At 58.4% G+C, this 18,005-nt stretch carries 17 protein-coding genes; 7 read left to right on the forward strand and 10 right to left on the reverse strand.

Translation table 11 applies throughout. The features are described from left to right. The gene (locus BM347_RS02985; RefSeq protein WP_093914911.1) at window positions 1–2,355 is read left to right on the forward strand and encodes a TRAP transporter large permease; all 2,355 of its coding nucleotides are present in this window, start codon (window positions 1–3) and stop codon (window positions 2,353–2,355) included. Between the two features lie 166 nt (window positions 2,356–2,521). On the opposite strand, the gene BM347_RS02990 is transcribed toward BM347_RS02985, so the two are convergent. From BM347_RS02990 to BM347_RS03000, 3 genes are all read right to left on the reverse strand, one after another. Further along, window positions 2,522–3,343 carry an arginyltransferase gene (locus BM347_RS02990; RefSeq protein ID WP_093914912.1) on the reverse strand — a complete coding sequence of 274 codons (822 nt, stop codon included), beginning with the start codon at window positions 3,341–3,343 and terminating at the stop codon, window positions 2,522–2,524. A 71-nt stretch (window positions 3,344–3,414) separates the two neighbouring features. After that, window positions 3,415–3,852, reverse strand: a complete 438-nt coding sequence (locus tag BM347_RS02995; protein WP_093915391.1) for an RDD family protein — start codon at window positions 3,850–3,852, stop codon at window positions 3,415–3,417. Between the two features lie 64 nt (window positions 3,853–3,916). Next, window positions 3,917–4,324 (reverse strand): DUF2852 domain-containing protein, encoded by a 408-nt coding sequence (locus BM347_RS03000; protein ID WP_093914913.1) that lies wholly within the window; start codon window positions 4,322–4,324, stop codon window positions 3,917–3,919. A gap of 230 nt (window positions 4,325–4,554) precedes the next feature. Between BM347_RS03000 and BM347_RS03005 the strand changes: the two genes are divergently transcribed. From BM347_RS03005 to BM347_RS03020, 4 genes are all read left to right on the forward strand, one after another. Then, window positions 4,555–7,374, forward strand: coding sequence for a bifunctional [glutamate--ammonia ligase]-adenylyl-L-tyrosine phosphorylase/[glutamate--ammonia-ligase] adenylyltransferase (locus tag BM347_RS03005; RefSeq protein WP_093914914.1), 2,820 nt, complete (start codon window positions 4,555–4,557; stop codon window positions 7,372–7,374). Further along, entirely contained in the window at window positions 7,371–7,643 is a 273-nt protein-coding gene (locus tag BM347_RS03010) for a hypothetical protein (protein WP_093914915.1), read from the forward strand. The genes BM347_RS03005 and BM347_RS03010 overlap by 4 nt, the downstream gene beginning before the upstream one ends. Window positions 7,644–7,727: 84 nt before the next feature. Further along, window positions 7,728–8,954 (forward strand): RSP_2647 family RNA methyltransferase, encoded by a 1,227-nt coding sequence (locus tag BM347_RS03015; RefSeq protein WP_093914916.1) that lies wholly within the window; start codon window positions 7,728–7,730, stop codon window positions 8,952–8,954. Beyond that, entirely contained in the window at window positions 8,955–9,500 is a 546-nt protein-coding gene (locus tag BM347_RS03020; RefSeq protein WP_093914917.1) for an RSP_2648 family PIN domain-containing protein, read from the forward strand. On the opposite strand, the gene BM347_RS03025 is transcribed toward BM347_RS03020, so the two are convergent. The 5 genes from BM347_RS03025 to BM347_RS03045 form a co-directional block, all read right to left on the reverse strand. Beyond that, window positions 9,497–10,180 carry a M48 family metalloprotease gene (locus BM347_RS03025; protein ID WP_093914918.1) on the reverse strand — a complete coding sequence of 228 codons (684 nt, stop codon included), beginning with the start codon at window positions 10,178–10,180 and terminating at the stop codon, window positions 9,497–9,499. The genes BM347_RS03020 and BM347_RS03025 overlap by 4 nt on opposite strands. Before the next feature lie 96 nt (window positions 10,181–10,276). After that, complete coding sequence (locus tag BM347_RS03030; RefSeq protein WP_093914919.1) at window positions 10,277–11,464, reverse strand: vWA domain-containing protein; 1,188 nt, start codon at window positions 11,462–11,464, stop codon at window positions 10,277–10,279. A gap of 3 nt (window positions 11,465–11,467) precedes the next feature. Beyond that, complete coding sequence (locus BM347_RS03035) at window positions 11,468–11,641, reverse strand: apolipoprotein acyltransferase (RefSeq protein WP_093914920.1); 174 nt, start codon at window positions 11,639–11,641, stop codon at window positions 11,468–11,470. A gap of 18 nt (window positions 11,642–11,659) precedes the next feature. Further along, the gene (locus BM347_RS03040) at window positions 11,660–13,021 is read right to left on the reverse strand and encodes a DUF2927 domain-containing protein (RefSeq protein WP_093914921.1); all 1,362 of its coding nucleotides are present in this window, start codon (window positions 13,019–13,021) and stop codon (window positions 11,660–11,662) included. A gap of 303 nt (window positions 13,022–13,324) precedes the next feature. Further along, the gene (locus BM347_RS03045; RefSeq protein WP_093914922.1) at window positions 13,325–14,164 is read right to left on the reverse strand and encodes an AAA family ATPase; all 840 of its coding nucleotides are present in this window, start codon (window positions 14,162–14,164) and stop codon (window positions 13,325–13,327) included. A gap of 163 nt (window positions 14,165–14,327) precedes the next feature. Between BM347_RS03045 and dksA the strand changes: the two genes are divergently transcribed. Both dksA and BM347_RS03055 read left to right on the forward strand, forming a co-directional pair. Next, on the forward strand, window positions 14,328–14,750 hold the full coding sequence (dksA, locus tag BM347_RS03050; RefSeq protein WP_175498473.1) for an RNA polymerase-binding protein DksA: 423 nt from the start codon (window positions 14,328–14,330) through the stop codon (window positions 14,748–14,750). A 69-nt stretch (window positions 14,751–14,819) separates the two neighbouring features. Further along, a complete protein-coding gene (locus tag BM347_RS03055) occupies window positions 14,820–15,989 on the forward strand; it encodes an FAD-dependent oxidoreductase (protein WP_093914924.1) in 1,170 nt (389 codons plus the stop codon). A 3-nt stretch (window positions 15,990–15,992) separates the two neighbouring features. Here BM347_RS03055 and BM347_RS03060 read toward each other — a convergent pair whose 3' ends face one another. Both BM347_RS03060 and rocF read right to left on the reverse strand, forming a co-directional pair. Continuing rightward, on the reverse strand, window positions 15,993–17,042 hold the full coding sequence (locus BM347_RS03060) for an ornithine cyclodeaminase (protein ID WP_093914925.1): 1,050 nt from the start codon (window positions 17,040–17,042) through the stop codon (window positions 15,993–15,995). Between the two features lie 17 nt (window positions 17,043–17,059). Then, complete coding sequence (gene rocF / locus BM347_RS03065) at window positions 17,060–17,980, reverse strand: arginase (RefSeq protein ID WP_093914926.1); 921 nt, start codon at window positions 17,978–17,980, stop codon at window positions 17,060–17,062. Window positions 17,981–18,005: the final 25 nt, after the last annotated feature.

The following is an 18,005-nucleotide window of genomic DNA, read 5'->3' on the forward strand; positions in this document are numbered from 1 at the left end:
ATGCTTTTTGGTCTCGACGGGGTCGAAATTGGCCTAATCATCGTTTTTGTCTGTCTGTTTGGCGGCATTCTATCCGGCTTCCCGGTGGCGTTTGCCATCGGCGGTGCCGGGGTTATTTCATTCGCGATTATCGCAGCACTTGATAGCGCGGGTTTGTTGGTCCATCAGGCGATCGACCAATCCTCGCAAGCCTATCGCGATCTGGTCAATTCGGGCGTGCCCAATGATGCGGTGTCGGTCTTCCGATACCCTGATTTACCGCGTATCGCCGAAAGCGTCTTCCCTAAAGGCTGGGAAGAGGCGATGAACCGCAACGTATCGTTCATTGTGAACCGCATGAACGAACGCGTACTTGCCGGCCAATCGATCGAGACGTTGCTGGCCGTTTTGATGTTCGTTTTGATGGGCATCACGCTGGAACGATCCAAGATTGCCAACGATCTGCTGACCACTATGGCCCGCGTCTTTGGCCCACTGCCCGGCGGTTTGGCCGTGTCCATCGTTGTTGTGGGCGCGTTTCTGGCCGCTTCGACCGGTATTGTGGGCGCGACCGTTGTGACCATGGGGCTGCTCGCGCTGCCGACCATGCTGCGCAATGGCTATTCGCCTGAGCTGTCGACGGGTGTTATCGCGGCATCGGGTACCTTGGGCCAGATCATTCCGCCGTCCATCGTCATCGTTTTGCTGGGTACATTGGCGGGGGATTTGTATTCCGCCGCGCAAGAAGCCCGCGCCACATCCGCTGGCTGTACCGATGCCTTGACCTATCTGGGGCAGCCTGCGGTGGTTTCCGTCGGCACCCTGTTCCAGGCGGCATTGCTGCCGGGCATCATGCTGGCGCTGCTTTATGCGCTTTATGCCTTTGTCTATGCGTTGTTTAACCCGGAAAAAGCACCTGCCGTGCCAATGGGATCAACCAATGCGGAACCTATCACCCGCGGCGAAGGCTTTACCTGGTTCCTTGGCGCGCCGATCCTGCTGATTGTCGGGACGATCTTCCTTGGCAACATGGGGATCGTGGGCAGCCAGTCCACTGTCGTTTCCAGCTTTAGCGAGATTAGCGAAGGGGCCAGCCTGCGCACGAATGTCGGGCCTGAATGTCAGGCCGCGATGATTGAACTGCACGGTCAAGAGGCATGGGATACCGCCGTATCCGAACAGGCCGCAATTGAAGCTGCAGGCGGCCAACAGGCCAGCGAAAAACTGTCCGAGGAAGCGTTGGCAGAAAAGCAGGCAGACAAGATCAACAGCGCCGCACCGATTGGCACCGGCGTTGCAATCATTGTCATTCTGTTGGCTCTGGTCATGACAACCGCACGCGGTGTGTCGCCATCTGCCAGCCGGCGGCCGCTGATCATCGGCGGGATCGGATTGGTGCTGACCGTGCTGATCGATATCATGCTGGTTGGGCCAACGACATCGCCGGGTACCATGGTGGTGCTGATGGCGTTACCCTTTGTCGCAGTAATCTACGGCATACTTTATGGTTTGAAACTTTGTGCCAGCAACGAGCTGATCCGCGTGGTATTCCCGCCGCTGGTTCTGATCGTGGCGGTGCTGGGGTCGATCCTGGGCGGTATCACCAACCCGACGCCGGCTGCGGCACTTGGCGCGGGTGGGGCGATCATGCTGGCCGCGTACCGCAAGCTGACCGATCTGGACCGGTCGCCCAAAGTGATCATCTGGTCAACACTGGCCATCGTGATCTGTATCCTTGTAGGGGTGAACTTTGATCTGCGTATCAACCAAGAAGATGTCGGTTTCGAAAACTGGGCCGCGTTCTTTGTGGCCTACGGTGCCTATCTTTACGCGGTGTTCGGTTTGCTGTTCTCTTGTTGGATTTTGTACACCTCCGGCGTTCTGAGCCCAGTTGTGCGCGAAACCGCCAAGGTCACGTCGATGGTATTCACCATCCTGATCGGGTCGCAACTGCTGAACCTTGTGGTGATCTCCTTTGGCGGGGAACATTATATCCAGCAATGGCTTAAGAGCTTTGACAACGAGCTGACGGTGTTCCTGATCGTCATGTTGGTCCTGTTCATCCTGGGCTTTGTACTGGATTTCCTTGAGATCATTTACATCGTCATCCCGATTGTGGGGCCGGTGATTTATGGCGGTACGTTTGATCCAAAATGGGTAACCATCATGATCGCGGTGAACCTGCAAACCTCGTTCCTGACGCCGCCCTTTGGCTTTGCACTGTTCTATCTGCGTGGGGTCGCACCGGCGAGCGTCACGACGGGCCATATCTATCGTGGGATCATACCTTTCGTGTTGATCCAGGTGGGTGCCTTGGCGCTGCTGTGGATGTTCCCGGCGATTGTGACGCTTGTTCCGGACCTTATCCCGAACTGAGCCTCGATATCATGGTCCAGCTAAACAGAGAGGGCACCCAACTGGGTGCCCTCATTCGATTCAGGTGATGCGGATTTAGGTTGTGGTACCTCGTGATGAATGATGGGGGCTGTCTGCCCCTTCAAACTCCCCCGAGGATATTTTCAAGCCAGAGAAGAGCGGACCATCAGCGGCGTTTAGAGCTGAGATCGGGCAGGGCGATATTGGCGACCTGTTCGGCGATGGGATCGGTGTTCAACGGGTGACGGTCCGGGTTGAAATCGGCGGGATCCTTCATCTTGTGCCACGCGCCGCCCATATAGACCTCAAGGCCCGAGAACTTGGCCTTATAGCCCATCTTGGGGCTGCCCGGCACCCAGTAGCCAAGATAGACATAGGGCAGGTCGGCGGCGCGGGCGATGTCGATGTGGTCGAGAATGATGTAATTTCCCAAACTGTTTTGGGGCTGGTCGGGCGTATAAAATGAATAGACCATGCTGACGCCGTCACTCAGCACGTCGGTCAGGCAGACGCCGGTCAATGTGTTTGTGGTCTTGTCTGTGTATTCAATGACGCGGCTTCGGATTGGTGTTTCCTCGACCATGGCGGCGAATTCAAACACATCCATATCCGCCATTCCCCCATCGGCATGGCGGCTGTCCAGATAGCGGCGAAAAAGGTCATACTGGTCTTCAGTCGCCCAAGGTGATGTGGCCCGCCTGGTCAGGTCTGCATTCTTCTTGAGCGTGCGCTTTTGGCTTTTGCTGGGGGTGAAATCGGCGACATTGATCCGCGCCGAGAGGCAGGCCGAGCAATCGGCGCAAGACGGACGGTACAGCACATTTTGCGAGCGCCGAAACCCCTGTGCAGACAGGCTGTCGTTCAGGCTGGCCGCCGTTTCGCCTTGCAATGCAGTGAACAGTTTCCGCTCGGTCCGGCCCTCAAGATAGGGGCAGGGCTGGGGCGCTGTTACATAGAACTGCGGGGCAATGGGAAGGGTATGGCGCATGCTAATCCGATAAAGTTATAAAAATGATAGCAACAGGATTTCGAGACGCCAAGCCCCAGTTTTCTGCCGTGTTAGATTTCCTTGCGCCGGTTCAGGGCGACTGTTCCCAATACCATATCGCTAAGCCCTTGACAACGTGCGGTTGTGGCCATCAGAACGATGGAAATCAGTTGCAATGGCATGACGCTTATGCTGATCGTATATCCCACTGTGTGCAGGAAGGCCGTGCCCGTATCCAGAGGTTCGTCGTTTTGGGTACGCAGTTCCATCCCCATCAGGCGCATACCCCATGTCGATGATCCGCTGCTTAGGGTCGCCACGCGGTAGAAAAAGCCGATCACAAGCATCATGAGCGGAAAGAAAAACAGGTCGGTAAAGGCAGTAAAGGGCAGAACCACAAGGCAGGCAATCAGGATGATAATCGCATCGACGACCCAAGCAAACAGACGCTTGGTGGCGACGCCGCTGTAGAATTCGGGTTGGGTGTCGGGATCGGGGGGCAGGGTCATTTCAGTGTCCTTATGAGGCGCGGATATGCCCCCCAAGGATTGGGGGGCATGGGGTTTGGCAAGCTTATGCAGGTTCTGCATTGTCTTTCTTGGGAGCGCGGTCGGCCATGAACTGGTCGAACTCGGCCTTGTCTTTGGCTTCGCGCAGGCGGGTCAGGAAGGCCTCGAAATTGTTTTGCTCTTCTTCGAGACGGGCCAGCGTATCGGCCTTGTAGGCGTCAAAAGCAGCATTGCCTGTGGACCGGCTGGTCATCGACCGATGGCTGCGGCGTTTGGCACAAGAGGATGATTTAAACATGCGTTTACTCCAGATCATATAAGCAAGAAGGGCAAGGCCAACAGGCCAGAAGACGATGAAACCGATAACCGTGGCAGCGATCCAGGCGGGTTTGCCTTTGGCATCCAACAGGTCTTCGGCGCGGCCCAACCAACTGCGCTCGGCGGTATAGGCGGGGGAATAGGTCTGTGTCATTAAAGTCCCTTTCGGTCAGAGTGTGGTGGCCCTCAATACCTCGGGCCTGATGTTGTGCGGGTGTATGTAAATCCCTTTCACATTACATTAGATTGTGATTGCTGGGCATTTGCACAAGGGGTGATGTGAATCTTTTTTACATCATTTTCGCAAAAACTCCGAACAGGCTTGTTTTAATGTAGAAAAACCAGCCATTGACCCAAACCTGTGAAACAGCGAATGCTGGGTCTATGACGAACCTTGCCAGCCAAATCATCCGCGTGCCGCGTCTTTTCAATGCGGATCAGGCCAACGAAGCCCGCATGGCGCTGCCGGGACTTGCGCCCGAGTTGACGGAGCTGGTCGCCGGTGCCGGGTCGGTGTCGCCCTACCTGCTGGATCTGATGCAAAAAGAGAGTGACTGGTGCGCAGAGGCGTTCCTTGACCCTGAACATGCTGTGCGAACGGTGATCGCAGAGGCGGGGGCTGTGGCAGATGATCAGCTGTCTGGGCATTTACGACGGGGCAAACGGCGGATTGCGCTGATGACGGGGCTGGCCGATCTGGCGGGGGCCTGGACGTTGGAACAGGTGACCAACACGCTAAGCCAGTTTGCCGATGCCGCATGTCAGGCTGCCCTATGCGCCGGGCTGCGCACACAGATCAAACGCGGCAAGCTGGCCGGCATGACGGCGGATGATGCTCAGAACGGCGCGGGTATGGTGGTACTGGCAATGGGCAAGATGGGCGCGAACGAGCTGAATTATTCGTCCGATATTGATCTGATCTGCCTGTTTGATGAAACCCGGTTCGAGACGGATGACTTCCATGACGCGCGGACCGCCTTTTTACGCGCCACCCGCGCGATGAGCGGCACGTTGAGCGATCTGACCGGTGATGGCTATGTGTTTCGCACCGACCTGCGGCTGCGCCCCGATCCGGCGGTGACGCCGGTGTGTATGGCGATGGAGGCGGCGGAGCGGTATTACGAGAGCCTTGGCCGGACGTGGGAACGCGCGGCCTATATCAAGGCGCGTCCGGCGGCGGGGGATGTGGCTGCGGGGGATCGGTTTCTAACCGCTTTGAGGCCGTTCGTATGGCGGCGTCATCTGGATTTCGCTGCGATCCAAGATGCCCATGACATGCGGCTGGCGATACGCGAACATAAAGGTCTGGGCGGGCCGATTACCTTGCCCGGCCATGATATGAAACTGGGGCGCGGCGGTATTCGCGAGATCGAATTTTTCACCCAGACCCGGCAGTTGATTGCAGGCGGGCGTGATGCCGATCTGCGGGTGCGCGGCACCTGTGATGGCTTGGCTGTACTGGCCGAAAAGAAATGGCTGCCCGCGGATGTGGCCGAGACCCTGACCGACCATTACCGGGCGCACCGCACTGTAGAGCACCGCGTTCAAATGATCCGCGACGCGCAAACCCATATGTTACCCCAAACGGAGGACGGGTTCGCGCGGTTGGCCGCGATGATGGATCAGGACGTGGGTGACCTGCAATCGGACTTGCACCGCCGTCTGGCTGAGGTGCATCAGTTGACCGAAGGTTTCTTTGCCGGATCAGACAGTTCGGACGCGGACGCGCCTGCACCGCATGTATTTGACAGCGCGGTGCTGGACCGTTGGTTGACCTATCCGGCCTTGCGCAGCGCGCGTGGGGCCGATCTGTTTGCCGAACTTAAACCGGGTTTGCTGGCGCGGTTGGCCCAGGCCGATAAACCGGCCGAGGCGCTGCTGGCCTTTGACGGCTTCCTGTCGCGGCTTCCTGCGGGGGTGCAGCTATTTTCGCTGCTCAAGGTCAATCCGTCTTTGGCAGAGCTGTTGATTGATATCGTTAGCACCTCGCCGGAATTGGCGGCCTACCTGTCGCGTAATGCGGCGGTGCTGGATGCGGTGATTGGCGGGGATTTCTTTAGCGATTGGCCGGGAGAGGCGGCATTGCGCGACGCGCTGTCGGAGACCTTAAGCGCTGAAGATGACTATGAAACTCAGCTGGACGCCACCCGACGCTGGGCCCGCGAGTGGCATTTTCGCGTTGGGGTTCACCATCTGCGCGGGCTGACCGATGCGCGCACGGCAGGAGCTCAATACGCCGATCTGGCCCGGGCTGTTTTGCAAGCCCTCTGGCCCGTAGTGGTCGCGGAGTTCGCCCGCAAACACGGGTCGCCCCCCGGACGTGGCGCGGTATTGGTAGGCATGGGGTCGCTTGGCGCGCGGCGTCTGACGGCGACCTCTGATCTGGATATGATCGTGATCTATGATCCGCTGGATGTGGATGCGTCAGATGGTAAACGCCCCTTGGCCGCGCGGCAATATTACGCGCGCCTGACCCAAGCGATGATCACCGCGATGACCGCGCCGATGTCGCAAGGCAAGCTCTACGAGATCGACATGCGCCTGCGTCCGTCGGGCAATCAGGGGCCGGTGGCCACCAGCCTTGCCAGCTTTGAAAGCTATCAGATGACGCAGGCGTGGGTCTGGGAACATCTGGCGTTGACCCGTGCGGATGTGATCGCGGGACCACAGGATCTGGCGGATGATTTTACGGCCCTTCGCACCAAGGTACTGGCCAAGCCACGGGATCGGTCTGATACCCTGCGCGAGGTGGCGGAAATGCGCGCACGGCTCGCCACAGCCAAGGCCGCAAATGGAACCTGGGATGCGAAAAACGGGCCGGGACGGTTGCAGGACATTGAACTGTTGGCCCAAGCAGGGGCCTTGCTGCAGGGCGAAACTGCCAGTCAGATCGAAACGGGGCTGGACGCCGCGGCAGCATCAGGGATTATCAGTGACGACGACACGCAAACCCTGAAAGACGCCTATGCGACCTGCTGGTCTTTGCAATCGGCGACCCGGCTGTTGTCGGCAACGGTCTTGCGCAGTGATCAACTGGGGCAGGCGGGCAAGGGGTTCCTGACGCGTAGCCTGCACTGCGACAGTCTAGAGACGCTCAAAACCCATCTGGCCCAAACCTATGATGCCGCGGGCGCGATCATTCGAAATGCCTTGCAAGTTTATGACGCTGCGCCGAAAACCGGCCCAAAAAGGAAAGCACCATGACCAAAGGCGATGCGTTGGACCCCAAAGGGCTGATTTACGAATCTTATCAGATCGACGGCATCACCAAGGCCGAATGCAGAACCATTTTTCTGGACTGGGCGCTTAGCCTGCCGTTGGATGCCGAAACCGGCCAGACCATTCGGCAGATGCTGGAGCGATATGACAACGCGGGTGACGGCCACCCGATGACCGACGTCATGCGCGAGGGGTTACAAGGCATGGCCGCACCGCAGCGGCGCGGCGGCTGGAAGAGCCGCCCAAGACACTAATTAAGTCACCAAGGCAGATCGTTTCAGGGCAGGGCCGCACGCTAAGGCTTTCCCAATCCATCAGAACCGACTAGAGGAAGCGGTATGATAACATCTCCTATCGCATCCGCCCCGACCTCCGCCGCTGATTTGCCAGTCGTTCGCCTGCTGCCGAAAGCCAATGCACGTGCCATTCGTCACGGGTTTCCATGGGTTTACGCCAATGAAATGGTCGTCGATCGCCGGACCAAGAACTTGACCCCCGGCAGCCTTGCTATTCTGGAGGATAGCGCCCGGCAGGTGATGGGCATCGTTGCGGTGAACCCGCTGTCAAAAATCTTTTGCCGGATGCTGGATCAAAATTCGGAAAACGTGATTGATCAAAGCTGGTTTGCCGCCCACATCGGGCGCGCGTTGCAATTGCGCGAACAGCTTTATGATGCGCCTTTTTACCGCTTGATTCATGCCGAAGCCGACGGGCTGCCGGGCGTGATCATTGACCGCTTCGGTGATACCGCCGTGGTCCAGCCGAACGCGGCATGGGCTGATGTGCACATTTACGCGCTGAGCGCCGCATTGGTGGCCGTGACGGGCATCAAAAACGTGCTGAAAAACGCATCTGGCCGCACGCGGACGCTGGAAGGTCTGGATGATGTGAGCGCTGTCCTGCAAGGTCAGGCCCCCGACGGGCCGCTCCCAGTGCCGATGAATAGCGCGATTTATATGGCCGATCTGACCGGTGGCCAAAAGACCGGTATCTTCTACGATCAACGGCCCAACCATGCCTTTGCCGCCAACCTCTCCAATGGTAAACGTGTGATGGATGTATTTGCCCATGTGGGGGGCTTTGGCCTTGCTGCACTGGCGAACGGGGCCAGCTCTGTTCTGGCGGTGGACGGCTCTGCGCCTGCGCTGGAACTGGCGCAAAAAGGGGCCGACGCGATGAAGGTGGCGGACCGGTTTTCAACGCGCCAGGGCGATGCCTTTGATGTTCTCACGGCCTTGCGGGCCGAAGGTGCCGAATTTGACGTGGTGATCTGTGATCCACCAGCCTTCGCCCCAGGTAAACCCGCGCTTGAGGCCGGATTGCGGGCCTATGAACGTATTGCACGGCTTGCCGCGCCCTTGGTGGCGGAAAACGGCATTCTGGGGCTGTGTTCCTGTTCCCATGCCGCTGACCTGACGCAGTTCCGCACTGCGTCTGTGCGTGGGATTGGCCGGGCAGGGCGGCGCGCTGCGCTGCTGTACACCGGATTTGCCGGGCCGGACCATCCGCAATTGCCACAGCTGGCTGAAACCGGTTACCTCAAGTCGTTGTTTTTTCGCCTTTAAATGACGGTACGGGTCCTGATCGACGCCTGCGTTTTATACCCCACAGTGATGCGAGAAATCGTGTTGGGGGCGGCGCGCGCTGGCGGGTTCACCCCGCTTTGGTCAGCCCGTATCCTTGAGGAATGGGCCCGCGCTGCCGTCAAGATTAGCCCCACAGGCGAGGCACAGGCCCGCGCTGAGATCGCAGTGCTGCGCGCCGCATGGCCGCAGGCTGAGATCGCACCACATCACGGGCTGGAGCGGCGGTTATACCTGCCCGACGAGAATGACATTCACGTGTTGGCCGCGGCGGTTTCTGGCAATGCGGACAGTATCATGACACTGAATGCAAAGGATTTTCCCCGTGGCACCTTGGCCGAGGAAGGGCTGTCGCGGGTTGATCCTGATAGCTATCTGCATGGTATCTGGTTGGCAGAGCCTGCGATGATCGAAACCGTGGCCGCGGGCGTGCTGACGCAAGCAAGACAGCTTTCGGGGCAGGACTGGGAAATGCGGGCGCTGCTAAAAAAGGCACGCTTGCCGCGGCTTGCCAAAGCGCTTGGCTAGGACATCCAGCGTGTTTGCAGGCGGGTCAACGCGGCGATGCGTTCATCTGTTTTGGGGTGGCTCAGCAGCCATGCAGGGGCGGTGCCGTGGTTGCTTTGGGTCAAGGCCTCGAGCTTTTTAAACAGCGATATTTGCGGGGCGACGCCAATGCCTGCTTTGGTCAGCAGCGCCGCGGCATAGGCGTCGGCCTCGTATTCGTCAGAGCGTGACAGTCGCGCCGCCAACAGGCTGGCCACCATATTGGCGATCCAGACCCCGATGCCGGGGATCAGACGGCCCAATATCATGCCAAGTGCTGCCCGCATCGCGTTTTGGCCTGAGAAATCGATCATGCGGCGGCGGGAATGGCCAAGGGCAACATGGCCCAGCTCATGGGCGATGACACTGGCCAATTCTTCGGCTGTGACCTCGCCTGATCTGAACTTGTTGTAGAACCCGCGCGTAATGAAAATGCGCCCGTCGGGGGCAGCAAGCCCGTTGACCGGAGCGACTTCGTAGATATGCACTTTGATCCGTGGCAGATCGAGCGCCTTGGCCATTTTCCGGCTCATCTCTGCCAAAGCCGGATCGACAAGTTCGGTTGATTTCTCGTCGAGTTCTTTGGCCGTGCGCCACGCAGAAAAGCGGTACATCGCAAGGCCGTAGAGCACCGCAAGTAATATGGGAATGACGCGTATCATGTGATCAATATGGGCGGTCTGCGCGGAAGGGCAAGCGCAGATGAGTATTTGTGAAAGGGTGAAGCGATGGGGGGTGGCCAGATTACAGTCGTGGCGTTAACGGGTGAGCGCCCGCATGCCCCGGCTGAGCCCTTCGAGTGTCATGGGGACCATGGCATCCGCGCCGAATATTTCCTGCACCATTTTGATGGATTGGGTGTAGGGCCAGTATTTTTCGGGGATCGGATTGATCCACAGGCTGCTGTTCCATTGTTCGCGCGCACGGTCGAGCCAGACGGAGCCGGCCTCGGGGTTCCAATGCTCATTGGCCCCGCCGGGATAGGCGATTTCATAGGGAGACATTGAGGCGTCACCCACGAAAATACATTTATAATCGGGCCCATAGGTGCGCAGCACCTCGTGGGTGGATTGCTGTTCGGACCAGCGGCGCCGGTTATCGCGCCACACGCCCTCGTAGAGGCAATTGTGGAAGTAGAAATATTCGAGATGTTTGAATTCGGCCTTTGCGGCGCTGAACAATTCCTCAACGGTTTTGATATGCGGGTCCATCGAGCCGCCGACATCCAAAAACAGCAGCACTTTGACGGCGTTGCGGCGTTCGGGGCGGGTTTTCACATCAAGATAGCCGTGTTCGGCGGTGGCGCGGATTGTACCGCCTAGGTCGAGTTCATCGGCGGCCCCATCGCGGGCCCAACGGCGCAGACGTTTCAGGGCCACCTTGATATTGCGGGTGCCCAGTTCAACGGTGTCGTCGAGGTTTTTGAACTCGCGTTTGTCCCAGACCTTGACCGCGCGTTGGTGGCGCGAGCCGTCCTGGCCCACACGGACGCCTTCGGGGTTGTAGCCGTATGCGCCAAAAGGCGAGGTACCCGCCGTCCCGACCCATTTATTGCCACCCTGATGGCGTCCCTTTTGTTCCTCAAGCCGCTTGCGCAGGGTTTCCATCAGTTTGTCAAAACCGCCGGCGGCTTCGATCTCGGCTTTTTCCTCGGCTGTTAGATGCTTTTCAGCCATCTTTTCCAGCCAGTCCTTGGGAACATCGACCGCCTCAAGAACGTCGTCCAGGCTGATGTTTTCCAGCCCTTTGAATGCGGCGGAGAAAGCTTGGTCGAACTTGTCGATGTTGCGTTCATCTTTGACCATGCTGACGCGGGCGAGATAATAAAACGCATCCACATCATAGGTCGCAAGACCCGCCGCCATCCCGTCCAGAAATGCCAGAAATTCGCGCATGGAAACGGGAACTTTGTGGCGACGCAATTCATCGAAGAACGGCAGGAACATCGCTTAGGCCCCCGTCAGCACACGGTCGAGGATAACGGTGAGGATCATGCCGACGATCACGAATGCCATGGCATATCCGGCGGCGTATTGCGCGATGTCCTTGCGATTGCCCTGGCGTTTGCGGGCGGTTAATCCGCCCCAGATTGCGCCGATCAGCGCGAATAGTATTACGATCATGTCAGCCCGCTTTTCGTGTTATTTGAGCGGGTTCAGCGACGCGATTTCGCCCATCTTGGCCCGCACAGCCCAATCAGTCCCAAAGCCGTAGCGCGCCCAGCCAAGACTGTCCAGCCTCACCAGACGTGCCTCGGCGGGCCGGTTTTCCAGTTCCAACGCTTCGGCGCGCAGCAACAAAAGTGTGCTGAGCAGGGCCGCATTTTCCCGGCGCATTGCGGTTTGCACATGCGGACCAATAATACGCAACGCCTCGGCACCGTTGCCTTGGGTGATGGCATAAGCGCCCAACTGGGTGGCGACATATGCGCGGTGCAGATCGGTGCCGGGATTGCGGGCATAGAACTGATCCGCCAACTGGTATTGCTTATGGGCGGCCTCTGGGTCACCGCTTTGCAGCGCGCGCCCCATGGCATAATGCGCAAAGGCGCGGCGGTGATCCTGCCAGCCCAGGCGTTCGGCAATCTTGATGGCGCTATAGGCAGCGTTCTGGCGACGACCAGCCGTTTGGCCGGGGCCAAGCGCGCGTTGAATGGCTGTTTTCCATTCTTGTGGGGTCCGTGTGACGTAACGTGCCCTTGTCGCTGTGCCACGCGGATTGATGCGGGCCAGAATGCCGGGCAGGGCGTTTGCCACCCGGCCGCGCGACATGCCAGAATGCAGGGTCGGATCGTAATATGCCCGCAACACCATCATATCGAAACCGGTCAACACCGTGTGGACATTGTCGTCGTTAAACACTGAATCCGGCAAACGGTAGAGATCGTTCAGCGGCCCAAGCGCTTGTGCGACTTCCTCGTGCAGGCAATCACGGATTTCTTGGGGGCTGACATCATTGGGCAGAAAAATCGCGACCTGTTGCCGCGTGCTCATCTGCGCCCAATCTGTACGGGCGGTGCGGCGCGCTTTGCGATACTCTTTCAGGCTGGTCACATTGGGGGCCACGAAACAGGCGGCTTGTGGCAGCACCTGTCGGATTTGCGACCGGCTGACCGCTTCGATGGTGATGTTGGCATCGGTGGACGTGGTGGGGCTGATGTCGATCCGGGCCTCCGTACGCAGGCGCGAGATCAGGCGCGCCAGATCGGGGCCAAGGGTCGTGGGTGCTGCGCCAGTGACACGGATCGTGATCGGTCCCTCAAACCGGGTTAAGACGCGCAGATCCTTGCCACTTTCCATTCGAAACGAAAGTTCGATGAAATCAAGCGACAGGTCATTGTTTGAACGAGGGGTGGATCGCGGGGCACCAGCGGCAAAATTCTTCATCGGGGGTAGCGAGGACGGCGCGCCGTCTATGGAAGCGCGGCTGACGACCGCATCGTCAACAGCGGGGGCGCAGGCGTGGAGCAGCAGCATCAAGGCCAGCAGAAACGGGCCCCTCATGGGCGATCACCGCGAAAAAATGCCGCCGCTGGCACATGGTAACGCAAGAACGCGCCGCGCTGCATCCCCCCTGTGCGTCCTGACGGCGCGTCCTGCACCGAGATCATATACGTCATTTGCCTGTTTGCCCTTTGGAGCCGATTACAGGGTCAATATTAACCACCAGTCAGTCCTTTCTAAGGACTAATGATGTCAAAAGAGAGGGAAATGTTAACGAATGCGGCAAGCATGCGATCTGCGTGTCATGCTCGCCACAAGTGTAGAGGGCGGCGAAACCGCCGCCTTCGCTTGTCGTTTGTGCGGCTATTTCTGCGCGCGCGCCATAAAGGCAAGACGTTCAAACAGATGTACGTCTTGTTCGTTTTTCAACAAGGCACCGTGCAATTTGGGCAGCGCGTTTTTACCGTCTTGCTTCAGATCGGCCGCATCCATGTCCTCGGCCAGCAGCAATTTCAGCCAGTCCAGCACCTCGGATGTGGATGGTTTTTTCTTGAGGCCCTGCTGGTCGCGGATCTCATAAAACTGCGTCAGGGCAGTGGTCAGCAGGCTTTCCTTGATGCCGGGGTGATGTACTTCGACGATCTTGCGCAGCGTGTCCATTTCAGGGAACTGGATGTAGTGAAAAAAACAGCGGCGCAGGAACGCGTCAGGCAGTTCTTTTTCGTTGTTGGAGGTGATGATGACGATGGGACGGTTCACGGCTTTGATCGTTTCGCCAGTCTCATAGACAAAGAATTCCATCTTATCGAGTTCTTGCAAAAGGTCGTTTGGAAACTCGATATCGGCCTTGTCGATTTCGTCGATCAACAGAACGGTTTTGCCCTCTGCCTCGAAGGCCTGCCACAGTTTACCTTTGCGGATGTAATTTTTCACATCATGCACGCGTTCTTCGCCCAGTTGGCTGTCACGCAGGCGGCTGACGGCGTCATATTCATACAGGCCTTGCTGGGCGCGGGTTGTAGATTTGATATTCCATTCAATCATAGGCAGGCCAAGGGCATTTGAGACCTGCCGCGCCAGTTCGGTTTTACCGGTGCCGGGCTCTCCCTTAACCAGCAAAGGCCGCTCCAGCGTGACGGCGGCGTTAACCGCAATTGTCAAATCATCCGTAGCGACGTAATCGTCCGTTCCTTGGAATTTCATCTTGTTATCAACCCTTTTTGGCGCATCATTCCGGATCCTTAAACCAATTTTCCTGTGCATTGTGTAGTGACAATCGGTGAACGCTACGTTAGATGCCTGCATCAGAAGCGGAGTCGGGAGACTGACATCAATGACTGGATCGAAGACCGCTATGGGGAATGATATGAAGCAGGAAGTTTTTCTGGCAGATGGCTACAGCCCTGCCGAAGACGAGCCGTTCATGAACGATCGGCAAGTTGAATATTTTAGACGCAAGTTATTAAACTGGAAAGCAGAGCTGCTGGCAGGCAGCCGCGACACAATCGAAGGTCTGCAGGATGGCACACGCAACATCCCTGATGTGAACGATCGCGCCTCGGAAGAAACAGACCGGGCGTTGGAATTGCGCACACGGGACCGGGCGCGCAAGCTGGTCAGCAAGATCGACGCCGCCTTGCGCCGCATTGACGAGGGCGAGTTCGGATATTGTTCGGTCACTGGCGACCCAATTTCGTTGAAACGTCTTGATGCGCGGCCCATCGCCACGATGAGCCTTGAGGCACAGGAACGCCACGAGCGTCGCGAAAAAGTGCATCGTGACGATTGATCTCTAGTTCGAAGTTTTAGCAAAAGCGCCGGGGTCCATTTCCGGCGCTTTTGTCGTTTAGGGGGCTAAATGGCCATAAGTAATGCAGTGGTGATCGGTGGAGGGATCGGTGGGTTGGCCACAGCGGCGTGTCTGTCGCGGCGCGGTATGGCCGTGACCTTGCTGGAACAGGCCCCCGCGATCTCCGAGGTGGGTGCCGGCTTGCAAATCAGCCCCAATGGCATGGCCGTATTGCGCGCGATGGGCCTTGAGCCGCAGTTGGAAGCCCGCAGTGCCGTGCGCGGTGAAGCCGTTGTTTTGCAAGATTATAGGGACGGTGCGCAGGTGGCGCGGCTCGATCTGATGCGCGGGCAGGCGGATCACCCGTACATGTTTATGCACCGCGCTGATCTGATTGATGTGCTGTTGGGGGCCGCAAAACGGGGCAATGTCTCCATCGAATTGGGCGTGCAGTCAGACGCTTGCCTGCCCGGTGCGCTGCCTCAAGTGAGGCTGGCGGATGATACGGTGCGACGCGCCAAGCTGGTCGTTGATGCCACGGGCATTCACTCCAACACCCGCGCGGTGCTGAACGGTGCAAGCAAACCGCGCTTTAGTGGTCAGGTGGCATGGCGGGCCGTGGTGCCAAACGCGTTTAATCACCCGGATGAGGCGCATGTCACCATGGGCCCGGGTCGTCATTTGGTCAGCTACCCGATTAGGGGCGGATCGCTGGTCAATCTTGTGGCGGTAGAAGAACGCGACGATTGGGCACCCGAGGGATGGTCCATCGCCGATGATCCGGCGAATTTACGCAAGGCGTTTCAAGGGTTTGGCGGTCGCGCCGTCGAGATGATCGCCGCCGTGGACGCCTGCACCTTATGGGGTTTGCATCTGCATCCGGTCGCCGAAACGTGGCACCAAGGCGGTGTTGCACTGGTCGGCGACGCGGCGCACCCGACACTGCCGTTTCTTGCTCAAGGGGCGAATATGGCGCTGGAAGACGCATGGGTACTGACCGCGTGCGTGTTGAATGCGCCGGAGGATCAGGCGTTACAGCGCTATCAGGACCTGCGTAAACCCCGCGCGCAACGGGTGATCACAGCAGCCGCTGGCAACGCGGCCCGCTACCACATGGTGCCCGGCATCAAACGGACCATCGCACACACCGGCCTGCGTGTGGCCAGCAAACTGGTTCCGGGGGCGATGGTCGGTGCGTTTAACTGGCTGTATCATCACGATGTGACCGCCAGTAAATAGGCGTTAGCCCGCCCGTTGCAGCATGCCGAACAGGTCGCGCGGGTCTTCGGGATCGGCCAGCAGATCAAGCGGATCAAACAAGCCCGTCGTGGCAATCTGATCACGCACATAGCGCAGCGCTGAGAAATCCTCGATCGCGAAACCAACGCTGTCGAACAGGGTGATTTGCTTGTCATCGGTGCGGCCTTGGGCTTGCCCGGTCAGAACCTGCCAGATTTCAGTGACGGGATGATCGGCGTCAAGCTGCTGGATTTCGCCCTCGATCCGGGTTTGTTCGGGGTATTCGACGAAAATGCCAGCGCGGTGCAAAATCGCGGGGGCCAGTTCGGTTTTGCCGGGGCAATCGCCGCCAATCGCGTTGATGTGGACGCCCGCGCCGACCATGTTATCGGTCAGGATCGTGGCATATTGCTTGTCTGCGGTGCAGGTGGTGACAATCTGCGCGCCGAGTATCGCCTCCTCGGCTGTATCGCAGGACACGACCTTGATCCCTTGGCCAGCAAGGTTCGCCGCACATTTCGCAGTGGCGGCGGGGTCGATGTCGTACAAACGCACCTCGTCAATGCCGACAATCGCTTTCATCGCCAAGGTTTGAAATTCCGACTGCGCGCCATTGCCGATCATCGCCATCACATGCGCGCCTTTGGGGGCCAGTAGACGCGCGACCACCGCCGAAGTTGCCGCTGTGCGCAGCGCTGTGAGCATGGTCATTTCAGACAGTAATACCGGATAGCCATTGGCCACATTGGCCAGCAACCCGAATGCCGTCACCGTTTGTAACCCATCTGCGGTGTTCGAGGGGTGACCGTTGACGTATTTAAACCCGTACACATCCCCGTCCGAAGTGGGCATAAGCTCGATCACACCCTTTTCGGAGTGGCTGGCCACACGCGGCGTTTTGTCGAACAGCTCCCACCGTTTGAAATCGGCCTCGATATAGTCACCAAGACCCACCAGCATCGGTTCAACGCCAATGTGGTGGATCAGTTTCATCATGTTGTGAACGGATACAAAGGGGACAAGCGCCTTTTCAGAGGGGTTCAGGTTGGTCATTTTACTATCCTTCAAAATCAATATGCGCGGGTCGGGCGGTCAAACACGCGGCGCCCAAAGGCCGATGCTGTCAGATCAACCATCAAGCGCGCTGTGCGGCCGCGTTCGTCCAGAAAAGGGTTCAGCTCGACCAGATCCATAGATGTGATCAACCCGCTATCATGCAGCATTTCCATTACCAGATGGCCCTCGCGAACGGTGGCACCGCCCGGCACGGTCGTGCCCACGGCAGGGGCCACGGAGGGATCAAGGAAATCAACATCCAGCGACACATGCAGCATGCCGTTAACAGCGGCGACTTTCTCAAGGAATGCATTCAGCGGCGTGGCGATACCGGTTTCGTCTATCTCGCGCATATCAACACGCTGGATTGTGGTTTTTTGCAGGGCAGCACGCTCTGCCGCATCCACCGACCGCAAACCGATGATTGCAATATTATCATGGGGCAGGGCATAGGGCAGGTTGGGAAAGGCATCAAAGCCCTCGCGCCCCGTCACGTAGCCCAGTGGTGTGCCATGCAAATTGCCGCTGTCCGTGCTTTCGGGGGTGTGAAAATCGCTATGCGCGTCCAGCCACAACACGAACAACGGACGGTTCTGTGCCTGCGCGTACCGCATTGCGCCCAAAACAGTGCCAGAGGCCAGCGCATGATCGCCGCCCATAAAGATCGGCAGGCCCTCGTGAAACGCAGCTTCGGCAGCGTCGGCAAGGGCCTGCGTCCAAGCCACGGTTTCTTCAAGTGCATAAAGCTTGGGATGTTGGCCGGGGGTGAACGGCGCGGGGGCCACATTGCCGCTATCCGTAACGCTGTGCCCCAGATCGGTTAGCGCGGTGGCCAGACCTGCCGTGCGGTACGCATCAGGCCCCATCAGACAACCACGGCTGCGCTTGCCACTGTCCATCGGTGCGCCCACAAGGATGCAATTCTGCTGTATCATAGCTAAGCTCCAAAAATTCTTTGTA

This window comes from Sulfitobacter marinus, assembly GCF_900116285.1.
GTDB classification, from domain to species: Bacteria; Pseudomonadota; Alphaproteobacteria; order Rhodobacterales; family Rhodobacteraceae; genus Sulfitobacter; species Sulfitobacter marinus.

Coding starts and splice junctions, on each gene's coding strand:
- BM347_RS02985 (WP_093914911.1), top strand. CDS start 1: ATGCTTTTTGGTCTCGACGGGGTCGAAATTGGCCTAATCATCGTTTTT.
- BM347_RS02990 (WP_093914912.1), bottom strand. CDS start 3,343: ATGCGCCATACCCTTCCCATTGCCCCGCAGTTCTATGTAACAGCGCCC.
- BM347_RS02995 (WP_093915391.1), bottom strand. CDS start 3,852: ATGACCCTGCCCCCCGATCCCGACACCCAACCCGAATTCTACAGCGGC.
- BM347_RS03000 (WP_093914913.1), bottom strand. CDS start 4,324: ATGACACAGACCTATTCCCCCGCCTATACCGCCGAGCGCAGTTGGTTG.
- BM347_RS03005 (WP_093914914.1), top strand. CDS start 4,555: ATGACGAACCTTGCCAGCCAAATCATCCGCGTGCCGCGTCTTTTCAAT.
- BM347_RS03010 (WP_093914915.1), top strand. CDS start 7,371: ATGACCAAAGGCGATGCGTTGGACCCCAAAGGGCTGATTTACGAATCT.
- BM347_RS03015 (WP_093914916.1), top strand. CDS start 7,728: ATGATAACATCTCCTATCGCATCCGCCCCGACCTCCGCCGCTGATTTG.
- BM347_RS03020 (WP_093914917.1), top strand. CDS start 8,955: ATGACGGTACGGGTCCTGATCGACGCCTGCGTTTTATACCCCACAGTG.
- BM347_RS03025 (WP_093914918.1), bottom strand. CDS start 10,180: ATGATACGCGTCATTCCCATATTACTTGCGGTGCTCTACGGCCTTGCG.
- BM347_RS03030 (WP_093914919.1), bottom strand. CDS start 11,464: ATGTTCCTGCCGTTCTTCGATGAATTGCGTCGCCACAAAGTTCCCGTT.
- BM347_RS03035 (WP_093914920.1), bottom strand. CDS start 11,641: ATGATCGTAATACTATTCGCGCTGATCGGCGCAATCTGGGGCGGATTA.
- BM347_RS03040 (WP_093914921.1), bottom strand. CDS start 13,021: ATGAGGGGCCCGTTTCTGCTGGCCTTGATGCTGCTGCTCCACGCCTGC.
- BM347_RS03045 (WP_093914922.1), bottom strand. CDS start 14,164: ATGAAATTCCAAGGAACGGACGATTACGTCGCTACGGATGATTTGACA.
- dksA (WP_175498473.1), top strand. CDS start 14,328: ATGAAGCAGGAAGTTTTTCTGGCAGATGGCTACAGCCCTGCCGAAGAC.
- BM347_RS03055 (WP_093914924.1), top strand. CDS start 14,820: ATGGCCATAAGTAATGCAGTGGTGATCGGTGGAGGGATCGGTGGGTTG.
- BM347_RS03060 (WP_093914925.1), bottom strand. CDS start 17,042: ATGACCAACCTGAACCCCTCTGAAAAGGCGCTTGTCCCCTTTGTATCC.
- rocF (WP_093914926.1), bottom strand. CDS start 17,980: ATGATACAGCAGAATTGCATCCTTGTGGGCGCACCGATGGACAGTGGC.